The organism is Caballeronia sp. KNU42 (assembly GCF_053760385.1).
Genome location: NZ_JBSNBT010000003.1, coordinates 231733 through 247566 on the forward strand (window position 1 = coordinate 231733; position 15834 = coordinate 247566).

At 58.5% G+C, this 15834-nt stretch carries 11 protein-coding genes and 2 pseudogenes; 6 read left to right on the top strand and 7 right to left on the bottom strand.

The window, feature by feature from the left end:
- Positions 1-5 precede the first annotated feature (5 nt).
- Both ACSOSP_RS41240 and ACSOSP_RS41245 read right to left on the bottom strand, forming a co-directional pair.
- Positions 6-1705: pseudogene (locus ACSOSP_RS41240) on the bottom strand (phage integrase family protein).
- 894 nt (positions 1706-2599) lie between these two features.
- Positions 2600-3622 carry an IS30 family transposase gene (locus tag ACSOSP_RS41245; protein WP_455308200.1) on the bottom strand — a complete coding sequence of 341 codons (1023 nt, stop codon included), beginning with the start codon at positions 3620-3622 and terminating at the stop codon, positions 2600-2602.
- Between the two features lie 525 nt (positions 3623-4147).
- Between ACSOSP_RS41245 and ACSOSP_RS41250 the strand changes: the two genes are divergently transcribed.
- Positions 4148-4471, top strand: a complete 324-nt coding sequence (locus ACSOSP_RS41250; RefSeq protein ID WP_455315488.1) for a DsbA family protein — start codon at positions 4148-4150, stop codon at positions 4469-4471.
- Positions 4472-4503: 32 nt separating this feature from the next.
- Here ACSOSP_RS41250 and ACSOSP_RS41255 read toward each other — a convergent pair.
- Positions 4504-5230, bottom strand: a pseudogene (locus tag ACSOSP_RS41255) (DDE-type integrase/transposase/recombinase).
- A gap of 257 nt (positions 5231-5487) precedes the next feature.
- Positions 5488-5580, bottom strand: a complete 93-nt coding sequence (locus ACSOSP_RS41260; RefSeq protein WP_455315489.1) for a hypothetical protein — start codon at positions 5578-5580, stop codon at positions 5488-5490.
- Positions 5581-6230: 650 nt separating this feature from the next.
- Here ACSOSP_RS41260 and ACSOSP_RS41265 point away from each other — a divergent pair.
- Positions 6231-6446 (top strand): hypothetical protein, encoded by a 216-nt coding sequence (locus ACSOSP_RS41265; RefSeq protein WP_455315490.1) that lies wholly within the window; start codon positions 6231-6233, stop codon positions 6444-6446.
- A 70-nt stretch (positions 6447-6516) separates the two neighbouring features.
- Here the strand turns inward: ACSOSP_RS41265 and ACSOSP_RS41270 are convergent, their stop codons facing one another.
- The 3 genes from ACSOSP_RS41270 to ACSOSP_RS41280 all read right to left on the bottom strand — a co-directional run bounded on the left by ACSOSP_RS41270 (position 6517) and on the right by ACSOSP_RS41280 (position 9472).
- Positions 6517-8019: a neprosin family prolyl endopeptidase gene (locus ACSOSP_RS41270; protein WP_455315491.1), complete on the bottom strand. Its 1503-nt coding sequence runs from the start codon at positions 8017-8019 to the stop codon at positions 6517-6519.
- A gap of 160 nt (positions 8020-8179) precedes the next feature.
- Positions 8180-8434 (bottom strand): hypothetical protein, encoded by a 255-nt coding sequence (locus ACSOSP_RS41275; protein WP_455315492.1) that lies wholly within the window; start codon positions 8432-8434, stop codon positions 8180-8182.
- 24 nt (positions 8435-8458) lie between these two features.
- On the bottom strand, positions 8459-9472 hold the full coding sequence (locus tag ACSOSP_RS41280) for a hypothetical protein (protein WP_455315493.1): 1014 nt from the start codon (positions 9470-9472) through the stop codon (positions 8459-8461).
- A 727-nt stretch (positions 9473-10199) separates the two neighbouring features.
- Between ACSOSP_RS41280 and ACSOSP_RS41285 the strand changes: the two genes are divergently transcribed.
- The 4 genes from ACSOSP_RS41285 to ACSOSP_RS41300 all read left to right on the top strand — a co-directional run bounded on the left by ACSOSP_RS41285 (position 10200) and on the right by ACSOSP_RS41300 (position 15729).
- Positions 10200-10445 (top strand): hypothetical protein, encoded by a 246-nt coding sequence (locus ACSOSP_RS41285; protein WP_455315494.1) that lies wholly within the window; start codon positions 10200-10202, stop codon positions 10443-10445.
- Positions 10446-10754: 309 nt separating this feature from the next.
- Positions 10755-12908 (top strand): two-partner secretion domain-containing protein, encoded by a 2154-nt coding sequence (locus ACSOSP_RS41290; RefSeq protein WP_455315495.1) that lies wholly within the window; start codon positions 10755-10757, stop codon positions 12906-12908.
- 47 nt (positions 12909-12955) lie between these two features.
- Positions 12956-14728: a ShlB/FhaC/HecB family hemolysin secretion/activation protein gene (locus ACSOSP_RS41295; protein ID WP_455315496.1), complete on the top strand. Its 1773-nt coding sequence runs from the start codon at positions 12956-12958 to the stop codon at positions 14726-14728.
- 11 nt (positions 14729-14739) lie between these two features.
- Positions 14740-15729, top strand: a complete 990-nt coding sequence (locus tag ACSOSP_RS41300; RefSeq protein ID WP_455315497.1) for a peptidylprolyl isomerase — start codon at positions 14740-14742, stop codon at positions 15727-15729.
- Positions 15730-15834 lie beyond the last annotated feature (105 nt).

Sequence of the window (15834 nt, forward strand, 5' to 3'; positions counted from 1 at the left end):
GTAGTTCACATGGCAGCGAACGCTTCGCGGATCTGTTTGGCACGTTTCACTTCGTCGCTATGCAAGTAGATCGACATCGTCGAGATCGAAGCGTGACGGAGATTGTCGCGTACCGTTGTCAGATCGGCACCGCGTGCGAGCGCGTGAGTCGCATGCGTATGTCGAGTCCAGTGCGGGCTCGCGCGACGCAGCTTTTCCGCGAGTACTGGGTTGTCCGCTTCGATGACCTCGGCCGCTTTCGAAAAGAACCGCCGTATGATCTCCCATAGCCGTACACCGCTAATGCCTGCCGCACTGTCCTGCTCGAGGCTGCCGATGAGTGGCGTATCGGGATGCCATCGGGTCGGCGTGACCGGCAGCCTTCGCTCCACCAGATAGCGGTCCAGCGCGGTACGGGCCAGTGGAGGCAGCGCAACCTTACCCGCCTTGCGACCTTTCCCGATAAGGCTCACCTAATGATCGCCGCGGGCATCGGTTTCGATGTTGCTGAGACGGGCACCGACCAGCTCGCTCGCACGCAGGCCGGTCGCATACGCAAAGTCCAGCACGAAACGCAGGCGTTGCGCCGCGGGCGCGTCCCAGCCATACGACCACTCAAGTCCGTCAGCAATGGCACGCAGGAGCATCCACTCGCCTTCGGGAAAGGCGTGGGAGGTATCGAGGACAGTTGAGCGACCGGAGCCGCGCACCTTGACACCGGCGAACGGGTTGGCCAGGAGATAGCGCTGCCCGATCAGCCAGCGGAACATCGCGCCGAGTACCGACAGCGCGTAGGCGGTGGAACGGGCCGACAGCCCACCGGAGAATGGTCGCCATTCCGGCGAGCTGCGGGCTCGCACGGGACCCACCCAGCGCTCGCGCGGCGTCGGCCGGCGCATGAAACTTCTGTACGCAATCGCATCCTCCGTCGTGAGCGACGACAGGGCGCGGTCACGTTCGGCGATCGCCCAGAGGATCGGGCGTTCGGCTTCCTTACGGTAGGCTCGCCGCGTGGCGGTGGATTCGTGCAGCGACAGCCATGCCTGCACGGCTGTGTAATCGTTGCTGGCGTCGAGCGTGCAGGTGTGCCGCGGCGCGCGAAAGGTGCCCGACGAGCCATTGACCTCGTGCGGCAGTCGAAGCGCCTCCCACGGGACGATTGCGCCAGGACCGGAGGCTGCGATCAGGGCGCTCGCCCGCTCCGTCAGCGCGGGATACGCGGCGAAAAACGCCTCAATCCGCCTCGCGGCAGCTGGGCCAAGCCCGGGTACGGTTTTCCACCACCGGCGTCGGCGGGGCATCCGCACGGTCAGATCGGCCAGCGTATCGATACCGTGCGCACGCAGTGCATTCACGGTCCGTACCGGAACCATTGGCCAATGTCATCGCTGACCTGCGGCGCCGGCACCTGCAACGACCGTAGCACCCCAATCGCGTGTATCACCGCCTTGGTCCGCTCGATACGTTCGGCCGCGGGATGCTCGAACAGCATGGCGAGATCTTCGCGGTGAAGGCTGCGAGCCACGTTGACCAGTTGGCGACGGATGCGTCCCAGGACGCCACGCGCGGACTGTCCCTCGCTCACGCTCCCGGGCAAGTAACGCTTGATCGCTTCAAGCGCCGGCAGGCCCACATACCAGGCGCGCAGCGCGGTAAGTGAGTCTGCATCGGGAAAGCCGTCCGGTATCGGGGCAGAATCGGAGGGGGACGTGAGGCGCGTTTTCATGAAGGCGAGTTTGTCCGGAAAACATAGTCCTTAAGATAAGCATACTTATCTTAATAGTAGAGCATGCGGTGAGTTTTTCGACAACGAGATGCCCCTCATATACTTCAACGCGCGCAGCTTCGCCCTCTAAACCGTAGGCGAGCACGCGCCGCATCCAATGCGCGAGTTTGATAACCTGGTCGGTGCGTGACGCAATCGATTAGCGTCGAAACATTTAATTATCTGAAAGTCGCTTTCACTTGCGCGTGAGGTCCCACGACCGAGATCGTGGCGTGCCCAATATTTGTCTATGGGGGTTGCTCTGCAATTCCCAGCTCGGATGCGGCATCTGGCAAGTCCCATAAGAGAGTTGCCACGCGACAAATCCGGTCCCAAGTCGAAAGCCAAGCGCGGCTTTCATCGGCCGCGCGAATGTTCAAAATGCTCTGCAGTTCCGCCGGCTCGTTCGATCCGCAGAACGTCCAACTTCTTTGGGCCTGTCCCGTCGAGCAACATTGGCTTTCTATATCCGACCAAGTATGGCCCACTTGCTGCCGTTCGCCATCACGGGCGCACCGATGTCGAGCGCCTATTACGTTTAAACAGATGCCCCCACTACTGCGGGGGCGACGGTGTTTGCCCGACGACTGAATCCAGGGACAGCACGTCGGTGGACCTCGCTTCATTATTGGTCCCCAACCTTCGTTAATTCTGAATCTCGACAGGCGTTTGATCCTCGACAGTAATGGTAATGGCGACATCTATGGGATTGGGAAAATCGACGTGCAGTATGTACTCCACACCTCCCACTTCACCGCCAAAATGGGAATTGAAGTGAGGTGATATGTTGCTGATCCAAACATCAGCATTGCCAACATGATAGGGCGGTTTCAAGGGTGAAGTGCAACAGTGGGTTTAGTGTTTAGAGCTTGGAGATTGGCTTGCTGAAGCAAGGGTTGCAGCGAAGACTTCGAACGGAGAATGGAACGCGTGAGTGGCGCGCGGCCGGCTGTTCAGGCTGTCGGCGATCGCGTCGAGTTCGTCCTGACTGTAGACCGATAGGTCCGTGCCTTTAGGCAAATACTGGCGCAGCAACCCATTGGTGTTTTCGCAAGTACCGCGTTGCCAGGGACTGTGCGGGTCGCAGAAGTACACATTCACGCCGGTGGCGGCGGTGAGTTCCTGATGGCGCGACATTTCTTTGCCTTGGTCGTAAGTAAAGCTTTGCCGTAACGGCGCAACAATCGAATTGAGTTTGGCGGAGAAGCCCGCTAGCGCTGAGGCAGCGGTGGCGTCCTCCATCTTGGCAAGCAGCACCAGGCGGCTGGTGCGCTCGACCAGAACGCCGACAGAGGATTGGTTGTTCGCACCCTTGATGAAGTCTCCTTCCCAGTGACCGGGCAGCAGGCGGTCTTCGATTTCGGGCGGTCGCACGTGGATACTGACCATGTCGGGAATCTGTCCGCGCCGGTCTGTGCCCCGCGTGCGTGGCATGCGCGTGCTGTGGCCGTGGCGCAGGCAGGCAATGAGTTGGCGGCGAAGTTCACCGCGCGGCTGAGCATAGATCGCCGTGTAGATGGTTTCGTGCGAGACGTGCTGGGTCGAGTCGGTTGGATACATGCGCTTCAGTGTGCCCGATATCTGCTGGGGCGACCATTTCCACTCAAGCAAGGTGAGCACGATGCGCCAGCAGACGCTTTGCGGGCAAAGCTTGGCGGGGTGGCGCGACGCACTGCGGCGTGCGCTGCAAAGCGCCGCAGCGGGCACCGATGCGTAGCCAACAGAAGAGCTGTTTCGCATTAACTCGCGGCTAATAGTTCCCGGTGAGCGCCCGAGTATGCGGGCCATGGCCCGCATACTCGAACCCTGCAGATGCATGCTTGCAATGGTTAGGCGTTCTTCAGGCTGCAGTTGTTGGTAAGAAGTTTTTTCGGACATCGCGACACCTTATACGAGACAGGTGTTGCAGTTCACTTTTGAGGCCGCCTAGATAAAGTCTTGATTGACGTTTCCTACTACTGTGCGAGGGCCCGCCGTGATCTCGGCGGCGGACATGTGGACGACTGCCTGCGCCGATTTAATGATGTTTGGGAGGTTAAAATTTGAGGGAATCCTTCCCTGCACTCTACGCCTTACAAACCGAACAGAGGTTGATATATCAGTTGTCCTAAAAGAAATATGTGGAAATTTTCCCCAAATCGCCGTGAGGATGCCCCCAGTTTTGCATACACAAAATTGGTGATTCTTCGATAATAAGTAATTGATTAATCAAATGTAACGCTGACATTTACGCTTATGACTCTTGCCCTCCTGTAAACGGGTTGTGTGGAAGAATATGGCGAAGCGAAAGATTTCGAGTCTCGAAAGGACGATAGGTGCTTTTTTGGATTAATGCAAGGAACCCGTAGCCTTAGGCGGGCGATGGCACGACAGCTTTCATTGAAGTTTTCAAAAAAGTATTAAATGCCTTCGTTACTGCGCGACTTGCGCGCTAACGGAAGTGTCGTGTCGCCCAATGGCGGGATTTTAGATTGCAGTGTTTATGCCGCGGAATGGGGACGGGCGCACGACTTTGTTGCGGCGACCATGCGTGCGTACTGGTCGGAGAGCCGAGACATCGGCGACCTGTCTACGCTTGGGCGTGAGGTGGTAGCTGCCGGATTATCTTTGAATTTCAAGGTGGTCATTGAGCAGAACACGAATAAGGCAATGGGGCGCGAGGTGTTTGGCGCGCCTTCGTTTCTCATAGGTGATCGTTTGTTGGCTCTGTCAAGTTCGTGGCGCTGACCACGTACGCCGATCAAGAGAAGTTATCCTTATCAGATAACTTTCTCGCCAGCGCTGGCAGCAGTCCAACTTTGCCATGTCGCGAAGCGTTCTTTTAGTATGGCACGATGATGTGCCGCGTTCATCTGATGTCTGGGCAACGCGAAGTGCTACCGGATCGAGCCGAAGCTCGAGAGAAACGCCTGCGTGCGACGCACATCGCGAAACCGCAAATCTGGCGTCCGCGCCTGCGGGTCGGCTCGCGGTTGGTTCTCGGCACGATTGTTCGGCCGTGCAGCCGCTTTGATGAAAACGTGCTTCACATGAGCGAGTTTGGAAATGTCAGCCTTCGCCGCCGGAGAGCTGCGCAGCCGGTCTATAACGATCCCGCGCAGCACCGGGTTTGAACGCAGCGATCGGCGGAAGGAGCGCTTTGCAGCAGGCCTAGTCGACGCTTTTGCACCAGCACGTCCGGTTAAGCACCGTGCTCGCCGACCGCTCGCCACATTAGGTACGGCTCGCCGCGCAGCATCACGGCCATTTCGTCCAGATGCATGTGCCCAGCTTGGGTCGCGCCGCTTTGGCGCGATGTGCGAATCCGCCATCAACTTTGTCGCACCAGCAACGAAATGTTTCGCAGGTGATCACGACGCCACGTTCGAGCAACAACTCCTCTATATAGCGCAGGCTCTGGCTGAACCTGAAATACCACCGAACCTCGCAGCTGATGACGACGGCAGGGAAGCGGTGACCGTGATAAAGCGATTTCGTTTTCTCCATCGTTTCATTTTATCGCCGCCTCCCCGTCAACCTGACATAGCCGTCGCAATATCTTCGACGTTCGCCTTGCCAAGGTCGAACTCGACACCGTTGGGTAACCGCACGTGTAGCGCGACCGACATCGACAGTTCCGGAGAAAACTACGGCGGCAGCGGCAAAGAAACGACGGGCACAAACGCCGATGCGGCACTCGCATTCTGGAGGCTTCGGGCCGTGGGAACTGGAATGTCGATCGAGACGTCGTCGATTAACATCAGCTACGGATCTCCTGGAACGTGCGGAATCTGTTCCTGATAACGCGCAACCCACCGGCGCAATTGATTCGGATTGGTGTCGTGATTCATGGTCATGCGCGCGACTGATTCGCCCGGGTTCAGGCATAGTGCGATAAGTTACGCACCGCGTCTTCATTCAATTTTGCGCTGGCAATCCCGTTTCTCGCCAACAACCAGCGTGCTTCGAAGGTCTCGAATCTCGCGCATTGCAGTCTGATTTCATGTGTCCAGCCGGAAACTCTAGCTTCAGAGCTTCTGCCACTCATTGGAAGAGCGTTGATGAATAACCGCGTACGGTTGAATTCAAAAACAGCCTCAATTGAAGCAGTAACAGACTCTGATGGACACTGGCGGGTGTCGCGCGGCTTACTGCGCAAAATCGACGACATCTAGTTGATGCGAAGTCAACGCGCGATATGCTAACGGATACTTTGATGCGGGCTTTTCGATTGTTGACTGGAAAAGCGCCTGAGGGTCGTAGATGGTTCGCCCTTGCGTGCCGCTGCTTGAAGGGGACAAGCACCGCCATGTTCAATTCGCTCCGGAACGGCACAGTGTTCACGCGTCTGCTAATGGCTTGTTGCTGCCTCCAGGATCCGCAGTGGAATGGGTCACGAAAGGATTGCGCCCACGCGGAGATGGTCTATCATTCTCGACATCAACGTGCTGAACAAATGCGGGTTCAAAGTCTGCTTGCGGCCGATAGCTTAGGCGGGAGAGCGCCAATGGAATACGAGGAAGAGTACTACGGGCACAAGATCAGGATCGTGACCAAGCAGGACGCGTCGGGATCATGGTCTGCAACTGCGGAATCGCTCGACGATCCTGGCGTAACGTCGGAGCGTCATTCGTTATCCTCTGAGGCCGAGGCACGCCGTGCTGTGCTTTCCGAGGTCTATGGGGCGCTGGATCGGTTGCGCGAGCGCGTCGGCAAGCCTTGACGGATGCATACTTCTCTTGCCGCCGCGATTCGAGGTCCGGCAGGCCCACAGTCCGAACCTCGAGTACACCTCAACAGTTATTTCCGCCGGGGCCTCCAAAGAAGATTGTTTCATTCCACGGCGGGTTGTACAGAGCGACACTCACTGTATAGCACCGGGACGTGGCCGAGCCTGCCAGACCGGCGTTGGCCGTGCCGCCACCCGGCGGATAATAGCGAATATCCCTCTGATACGCTGCATGTTGCCAGCCCGCGCTCGCGAGAGCTCCACTGCCCATCGGCGGCCAACTCGATGTCCCAACGGTCTCGCCTCCATAGTCGATGGAAGTGGCGCCCGACGCCATTGCGCCATTGCGATATATCGACGCCGGATAGTATCCGATTGCATTGCTGCCGGCTTCACCACCAACATACAGCCACCAGCGCCCCTGGTACAAATAGAAGGCAACTTGGACCTCGTACTGCTGGCCGCCCGGAATGCTCCATGGCGACAGCGCGCCACCGATCGCCCATGACTTGTTTGTTTGAACAAACGCCGTGCAGGTTAAGTTGTAGCAGCCGGTGCTCTGGTAATTGTCGGCGGTCCAGTAAATGAAGAATACGGGTTTCGTGTTTCCGTACATTTGCGGATAAACTTGCCACCCCACTTCCGCGGTCTGGAGTCCTGAACCACTACCGGCAACATACCAGTGCTGCGACAGGGAAAACACCTGATTGGCTCCGATGGCTGGATCCCAAACGTTCAAATAGCTGTGACCGCCGAGATTACGAACGCTTTGATAGGCGTGCGCCCAGCGATGCGTTGCCGCCACCGGCGACTCTGGCGGCGCAAGCGCCTCGAGAGCAGATCTCACCATCAATTCGGAGCCGCCTGTTTCACAACAAGTCCCCGCTCCAAAGCGCGCACCCCTGAGGTCCGCACCCCGCAGATCGGCTCCTCGTAAATCCACGCTCCGCAGATCCATTCCTCTCAGGTCTGCGCCTCTCAAGTCCGCGCCTCGCAAGTCCGAGTCGGCGGAAGTCGCGCGTGGACTGCCGTCGTCGCGCGAGCCGAAATCAGGCTTGTCCGTGCCTGACTGGGGCGGCGTCGCGGAACCGAGTGGACTCTTCTTGAAGAAGTCCTGCAGGCTGTCGAACCTCGAGAGGTTTTCGAGCGTGACACGCCGCAATGGGATAGTTCCTTCCGGCGCATCCATCACGTTCCCGTATTGGTCCTTGCGATCAGCCGCCAGCATCTGCATATGCGCGGTATTGCGTGCCTGCTTTGCAGCCCCGACGGAATTTCCCGCCTGCGGCAGGTCCGGGGCGACCGGTATTGCTTCACGCGATTGCTTGAGTCCTGGTTGTTGCTCGACCGGGATGCAGTCGAACACCGAACCATTCTCGTCCACGAAGCTATGCTGCGCGTTTACGCCATCGTATAGCTTGAGCAAATGCGCCTGCATAGCCGAAAACTTCTCCTCATGCGACACGCGACTGCCCGGCATGCCGAGAAAATGCTCCGGTTTCGAAGCGTGAAGCTCGTCAATGAACTCCTTAAACGGTTTTATGCCACCAGCATTAGGGTTCGCCATTTTCATGTCCTCTGTGATAACGACATTGACCCACTACGCGTCGGCGCGGTGATGGTATTGCCGGAAGCCTCGCCGGTTCGGCCTGGATTCCGGTTTCACGCCGGCTATCAAATCGTAAATCTAATCTCCTTGCTGGTTGCGCCATGACTTCAGGTGCCGTTTAGGAGTCGTCGTCGGCACCATTGTCACGTTTCTCGGCTTCCTCTAGCTCGCGCATGCGCCGCTCGATGAATTCACGAGGCGAAGGCGGGGAAACGGGCTTGGTTTTGTCGCTGGTGTCTTTTGGCAAATCCGGGCCCGACGCATCGGAGATCCGCGGGTGTTGCTTCTCCGCGGGCTTCTTTCCCGTCACGCTCGCGATCTGTTTGTGCAATCGTTCTGCTCGCTGCCGCCTAGCATCAGCGTCGTCGACCATCGCTTTCTCCTAAACAGACCTCGGTCAATGCGTCGCGCCGCCGTCTATGCTCACTGAGGGAGCGACACGGAGGCGCTCGCTGAGCGGCCCATCCGCGCGCATGCCGCCACGCCGGCTTCCCACGCGTCTGCCGGCAGCAGTGGCCATGGTCGGGGAGGTTTCGTCGTGCTGTTCATCGGTCTCGGGCTCCGACCCTCCGATGATGCTTCTGATCTGCGCGCGCAGCGTTGCAGCGCGCTTCGCGTCGCCTTGGTCCAAGGCCGAGGCCGACAATCCTGCAGCCGACGCTGCTCGGATCCCGCCCGAGACCGCTTGAGCAGTATTCCCGAAGGTCATGCGATCGATCTGCGAGCGGAAGCTCCCATTCTTCGCACTGAGCTGGCCGAGACTGCGGAAGACTGGCGCGGAGCCACCAAACCATGTCTCTTGCCACCATTCGTTCGACGCCGCATCGAGCCAGCTTAGATAACCGCCCTTCAGCACCTGCCGCGGCGTCTTAATCGCTCCCGTGAACGAGTAACGCACACCCGACGCGGCGACGGGATCGAAGAAGCGAACCGAATAGAAATCGGAAACCAGAATGCCATTTACGGTATAGGCATAGTCCGCCGATTCGGACGGGTCGCATCCTTCGAGCAAGAATTGCACGCGCTTCTGGTCAGCTTTTGGTGAATCTCCCGCGACAAGCTTGCTGCCAAAAGGATCCAGCAGCATTTCGATCAACTCATGACTCGTGGTCAGCGACCAGACGTCCAGTTTGTCGCTGGCGGTGACCAGGGCAAAAGGCTGATTGTGATCGTCGAGGTGAATGCCGGCCGCGTCATAGCCGATGTCGTCCATCACGATGATCGGCCAGTAGCCTGTGGGCACATCCTCCAGACTTTCGAATACGTCCACGGTAGCATGGACCTGCCAGAACTGGGATACGTCGCGCACTATCTGCTTTTGAAGCGCGGCGCTTACCTTGGTGAGCTCACGAAAACCCACGTGCCGGGATTCAGTGACCAATCCCACGTGCCGCAGAAGAGAATCCGTCATTGTCGTCCTCCATTCGATAAATGGGTATCGGGCACGCTTGAATCTTCCCGCGTGATCCGATGAGTGACGCTCGACAGTTGCGTTCTTTTACAAGTCGACTTGCGCTTTTTGACACCAGCCCCTACTCAATATTCGACTCTGGAAAAGATGATGCCACGGTGATGTAGGCGTTCTGCCATGACATGACAGTCATCCGCAAATGCCATTCGTACTTCCGTATGTATGTTCGTACTACGTAATAAAGCAAGCATCTTTTGTGAGGCTTTACAGGGTGGCTTTTCAAATAAGAGGAATAACCGAAAATGCAACAATTTGTAACGTTATTTGTATTGGCATTTACCGGAGCTGCTCGGTGCCCTCTTCTTTCAAAAAATTTACGAATCGCGCCGAGCGTAAGGAAAAAATAGGAAATAAACGCATCTATTTCAAGCTATTTTTATGTGGGCTTTGTTGCGCAAGTTTCGAGACGACTCTCAGCAAGAAGACCCGACGGGCCGGCATCCGACTTTAATTTTACATAAGGTTATTGACCGATTTTAAGTTGTGTATTTATGTGAATAATTAGCTAATAAACCGACTGGGCTCAAAATTTTATTGAGTGCGAGAATCATTTCCGGGATCGCACCATCCTCGTCAAACATCGACCAATCTCCTTGAGCTTCACGCGCTTCACACACCGTAAGAGCGCTCGCTCGGCGTTGCGAAACGGTTCAAGCATCGAGCGGCCATGCAGCGCTTTGTAAAGAAAGCACGCCACATACACGGTCTCGAGCAGGCAGCTCACCACATCGGCAATCCCGTGACCATGGCGCATTGTTACCGACGCAAGGTGGTTTCCAGTGAAAGGATTCGGGCTTTCGCGACAGGGAGCGGCAACAGCATCTCTATGGTGAACGATTTTCCGGAAATCGCGGTGTGTAATACGCGATTTCGGCGAACCGACCATGAAGCGATCAATTTCGATAAAAGTTGAGGCGTGGTGCCCGGCGGAGGTGTGGGACGACTACGCGCTTAGACCGGCAAAGTGGGGCCCTGTCACGGGGCGTGAAATTCATCCAGCGACTCACAATTATTTGAACCAGGAAGAAGCGAAATCAAATCTTCCTTGCACTACTTCGTCAGATGTAATGAATTAGAAAGAAAAATGTTCTCATAACTTACTAAAGATTTCCTCAGATACGCCGTCATTTGTATTACGAAAGCGATTTGCCGGTCTCACCGGCTCGCGCAAAGCCTACGTTACCTGAGAGCCCCTTGATCGCGTAAGCGACGGGATTGTTGTATGGCAAGCTGGCACATACTCCGGCGTGCAAGTCATGGCGGCTTGCGCGCCATTCACCTTTGCAGTTGTTTGATCGTGGCTTTGCCGCTTATCGCCAAAGCCGCAGGTATTGTCGCGGACGGCGGTACTGCGACCACTGTTTTGACGGCTGCAAATGGCGGACAAACCGTCAATATTGCGCCGGCTATCTCTGGCGTTTCCCAGAATACCTATGGTTCTTTTAACGTCAGCACGGCAGGCGCGACGCTGAATAATGTCGGCATTAATGCGAGAACAATCGTCAATCAGGTGACGAGCACCAATCCGAGTTTGATAGAGGGAGCAATTACCGTTGGCGGCCCGCGTGCAAATGTAGTTCTGGCTAATCCGAACGGCATCACGGTCAACGGCGGCTCCTTCGTCAATACCGGCCACGTCGCTTTATCGACCGGTATTGTGAGTTTCTCCGATCTCCAGATTGCGCCCGGTTTATTCCAGCGTGATGTCGTTCTGGATACCCGCACAGGCACTATTACCGTGGGTCCTCTCGGACTCGCCAGCGCGTTGATCGGACTTGATCTGATCGCCAAGAACATCCTGATTCAGGGGCCTGTGAGCAATGGCTTCAGCTCATCGACCGCAAGTGTTCGTGCCATTGCCGGAACCAGTCACGTGGCGCTCAATACAGCGCTTTCGCCCACAGACAACGCCAATGACTGGCTGACGCTAACGCCGCCCGCCACACCCGACACCGCCGCATCGTTCGCCGTCGATATCACCGCGGCGGGTAGTTTGAGCAGCGGCCGGGTGCAATTGATCGTGACCGACAAGGGCCCGGGTGTACGTAGCGCCGGGGCGCTGAATGCGACGCTGGGCGACTTTACCTTGACCTCGGCCGGCAATGTCGAGATCGACAACACGTCGGTCACGGCCGCTCAAAACCTGAGCCTGCAAGTTGCCGACTCGATCTCATTGTCGAACACGCAGCTCAAGGCCAATGGCGGGACGGCGACCCTGACGGCAGACGGGCCGATCAGTTTTACGGCGAGCAGCCTGATCGCAAGCGCATGCGTTGAACTGAGCGGCAACGGGATCGAGCTGCTAAACGATGGCCTTAACGGCTCGACAGTCGCCTCAGCCACCAGCGGAGTAACGGTAAAGAGCAGCGGCGATATCGTGAACACGGGTTCCCTCGTGCAGGGGCAGAGCCGCATAGCCGGCAATGCCGATTCAAGCGGCGCGGTGACGCTCACCGCGGCCGGCGATATCGTGAATCAGTCCACGCTCACCTCGCCACTCGGCATTCTCTTCGGTAAGGCCGATGACGTATCGCTAAGCGCGGGCGGCGCAATCACCAACCGTAACGCTCGCATCCTGTCGAACACGAACGTCACGCTCGCGGCGACCGGGGATTTCAGCAACATCGTCGACCACGTGAACGGCGTGGGGGACGGCGAGCCCTCCTGGTATTCGAACAGGGGCCGCGCGCTGATTTTCCTCGAAACACACTCGAACGGTTTTGCCATCGACTATGGGTCGCTCGCCGATCCCACCAAGCTGGCCTACGTCACAGCGGACAGCGGCAACGTCAAGATCAGCGCAAACAACGTACTCAATTCGGGCGGTTCGATCCTGTCGAACGGCGGTTCGGTGAGTATCGCGGCACGTGGGGCATTGATGAACGAAGCGGCCTTCACGGGGCAGGCGGCCTACGATCAATCATGCTTCATTTTTTGCCGCTCGCACGCGTCCAGTACCGTGCAGGCGTTCGGGGGCGTGATCGAGGCGGGGACTGACATCGACCTTGGAAGCAGCTCGCAGATCACCAATCGCGGTGGCACCGTTCTGGCGGTCGGCACGCTGTCGCTCGATGCACCCAAGACCCTTGCGCAGGGCGTCATGGGTTACACGGCGATCACACGTTCAAGCGACCTGAAGGCATGGTTCGGCAACACTTGGTCAGCCATTTACGCGTCCGACACGGGCGGCATTTTTTCGGCCGGATCCGGTCACGTGACTATTAACGGCGAGGCTGACATCGACGGCGGCGTGTTCAGCGCGCCGGAAGGTGTGCAGGCTACGGGTGGGGTCATCACGCTGCGCGCGCCGTATCGCGCACCCGTGACGATCGGCAATCACAACCATGTCGGGCTTGTCTCGTGGTTCGGCCTATGAGGGCGGCCCTCGCTTCTCGTCTGGCGAAGGGCATTTCGCTCTGCGCTATGAGCGCGGCCTCGACGCACTTGTTGGCGCAGCTTGCCCCCGGTCTGCCCGGTGGCGCGCTGCCACCGATTACGTTGCCACCGATTCCGCAGCGCACCGAACAGGATCCCGCGCAGCGCTTGTTGCAGGAGCAGCGTGACCAGCAGCGTCAACAGGAATTGCAACAAGCGCCCGCGCAGATTGCCCTGCCGAGTTCGCCCGCGTTATCCAACTTACCCGTGGACGCGGACGTCGAGTCGCTGCCCGAAACCGGACCGGTATTCCAGGTCGACCATATCGAGTTTCTTGGCGACACCGTCTTGCCTGCCGCTGAACTCGATGCCGTGACGCATCCGTTCATCGGCAAGAAGCTGGGACGTAACCGCATCAACCTCTTGCTCAGGCGCGTCACGGAAGCGTTCATCGAACACGGTTTGATCACGACGCGGGCGTATCTGGGCCAACAGAATCTCGGCACAGGCACGCTGAAGATCAATGTTGTCGCGGGCAAGGTGTCGGCGTTCACCTTGAATGGCAAGCCGTTGCGACCGGGTGACCCGGCTGTGCCCTGGTACCACACCGAAGGCGGCGGTCTGCTCACGGACGCGGGAACCGCCTGGGCCTTCGGGAGCAGTCGTGGCGACGTGTTGCGTTTGCCCGATCTCGAACAGGGCGTCGATCAGATCAACCGCTTGCGCCGTAACCAGGCGGAAATCCAGATCATGCCAGGCGAGACGCCGGGAGACTCCATCGTCGCGATCAAGAACACGTATGGCGACCGCGTGTTCTACGACCTGGGAATGGACAACTACGGCAGCTCGCAAACCGGCACGCTGCGGTATCGGGCAGGGGTCGAAGCAGATAACGTGATCGGCCTGCAGGAGTCGCTGTCGTTCAACTACGTCGGCACGCAGGACAGCAACGCCGTAGTGTTTTCGGGTGCGGTGCCTTACGGCTACCAGACCTTCAGCTACACGACATCCCTCTCCGAATACCAGCAGGCGATCAGCGACGTCGCATTGTTGCAGGGCCGCACGTTCAGCCAGATCCTCGGCTGGAACGACGTGCTGAGCCGCTCCCGCAGCGGCCGCACGAGCCTCGATGTGACGCTCACCAAGATGCGCACCGAGCGCTCGATTAACGGCATCGAACTCTCGCCGCAAGACCTGACTGTGGCACGCGTGGGTATCAGCACGTTACGTCGTTTCGTGATGAACGATCAAGGGGCGGCAGCGACTGTCGATCTGGGTGTATCGCAGGGATTGCCGTGGCTTGCGGCGAGCCACGATGCCGGCTCGATCGGTCGGGCGCAAGCGCATAGCCAGTTCACGCTGCTCGATTCCACCGGCACGCTTCAGTTCTCGCTCGGCACGCTGGCCGGCAGCGCATGGACCTATCGCGGCACGCTGCGGGCGCAGTTCAGCCGCGTCGCGTTGTTCGGCAACGAGCAGATTTTTCTGGGTGGCATGAGTTCGGTGCGCGGCTTCACGGAAGGCGGGATTGCCGGCGACAGCGGCTTCTATATGCGTAATGAAGCGGCCTGGCAGAACGTACCTGTGTGGCGCGGTGCGCGCATCGAACCGTACGTATTTCTGGACGGCGGCAAATCCCATCTGATTGCCCAGGGCGGCTGGCCCACGCTGGTCGGCGCCGGCGTCGGCACGCGCTTGCAATGGCGCTTCAAGACTCAAACGATTTCAAGCGAAGTCCTGGTCGGACAGGCACTGCTTCAACCCGCAGCGCTCGGCCGCAAAGCGACCGTGCTGCTTGCCACGCTCAACTGGTCCATCTAATGGAGAAACTCATGAAGCACGTATTCGTAGCCACGCGTCGCGCCGATATGGCTCGGTTTGCAAGTCATTCAAAGAGCAGGACGCTGGCGATCATCACGTGGGGTGTCGTCGTCCCTGTCACGCTTGCTTTCACCCTGCATGTACACGCTGCCACTAAGCCGTCTTTAAAGGCGTCGGACAAAGCCGCTCATAGCACCTCGACGCAGGCGTCCGAGGCGGCCTCGCCGCAAGCCGCGTCCGGACCGTTGCCGCCTGACGCGGTCGCTCGCGTGAACAACGTGACGATCACGCGGGCCGATCTCGATCAGGCGGTCCGCGCGTCGGGTGCGCCAGATACGCCCGCGCTGCGAGCATCGCTAAAGAATCAGTTGATCGCGCGCGAGCTGTTCCGCCAGGCTGCCGAGAAGCAGCACTACGACGTGCGCCCGCAGGTGGTAGCCGCGGTCGAACAGGCGAAGACCGCGGCGATGACAGCCGCGTATCTGCACGATCAGACAAAGACGGCGCCCGTCACCGACGTGGACGTGAAAGCCAAATACGATGCGATCGTCGCGACCCTGGGCGATAACGAATACAAGCCGAGTGTGATCGCGCTCAAGGATGCCGACACCGCGCAGACGGTCCTGGCGCAACTGAAAAAGGGCGTCGACTTCGCGCAGCTCGCCAAGCAGTACAGCCAGGGGCCGGGTGCCGCGCAAGGCGGCGCATTGAACTGGATTTCCTTCAAGACGCCGATCCAGCCGGGCAACACGCAGAACTGGCCGCAGCCGCTCGCCGAAGCGCTGGTCAAGCTGCCGCAAGGCGGCGTATCGAGCGCGCCGGTGCAGATCGGCGACGCGTACTGGATCCTGCGCGTCGATGAAAAGCGTCCGACGCAGATCCCGCCGTACGAGCAGAGCAAGGACACATTGCGCAAGCAACTGGAACAGGTCGCGCTCGAGAAGGCGACTGCTCAGGTTGTGGTTGATCTGATGAAGAACGCGCGAATTCAGCAGCAATAAGGTTCGGTTAGCAAGTTCCTGTAGCGAACGGGGTGCAGCGGGGGCAAAGGGCTTAGGCGGGTTTGATTGCCCCGTTGCAACCATGAGGCTGGCCGGTCAACCAGT

Coding starts and splice junctions, on each gene's coding strand:
- ACSOSP_RS41245 (WP_455308200.1), bottom strand. CDS start 3,622: ATGTCCGAAAAAACTTCTTACCAACAACTGCAGCCTGAAGAACGCCTA.
- ACSOSP_RS41250 (WP_455315488.1), top strand. CDS start 4,148: ATGCCTTCGTTACTGCGCGACTTGCGCGCTAACGGAAGTGTCGTGTCG.
- ACSOSP_RS41260 (WP_455315489.1), bottom strand. CDS start 5,580: ATGACCATGAATCACGACACCAATCCGAATCAATTGCGCCGGTGGGTT.
- ACSOSP_RS41265 (WP_455315490.1), top strand. CDS start 6,231: ATGGAATACGAGGAAGAGTACTACGGGCACAAGATCAGGATCGTGACC.
- ACSOSP_RS41270 (WP_455315491.1), bottom strand. CDS start 8,019: ATGGCGAACCCTAATGCTGGTGGCATAAAACCGTTTAAGGAGTTCATT.
- ACSOSP_RS41275 (WP_455315492.1), bottom strand. CDS start 8,434: ATGGTCGACGACGCTGATGCTAGGCGGCAGCGAGCAGAACGATTGCAC.
- ACSOSP_RS41280 (WP_455315493.1), bottom strand. CDS start 9,472: ATGACGGATTCTCTTCTGCGGCACGTGGGATTGGTCACTGAATCCCGG.
- ACSOSP_RS41285 (WP_455315494.1), top strand. CDS start 10,200: ATGCAGCGCTTTGTAAAGAAAGCACGCCACATACACGGTCTCGAGCAG.
- ACSOSP_RS41290 (WP_455315495.1), top strand. CDS start 10,755: ATGGCAAGCTGGCACATACTCCGGCGTGCAAGTCATGGCGGCTTGCGC.
- ACSOSP_RS41295 (WP_455315496.1), top strand. CDS start 12,956: ATGAGCGCGGCCTCGACGCACTTGTTGGCGCAGCTTGCCCCCGGTCTG.
- ACSOSP_RS41300 (WP_455315497.1), top strand. CDS start 14,740: ATGAAGCACGTATTCGTAGCCACGCGTCGCGCCGATATGGCTCGGTTT.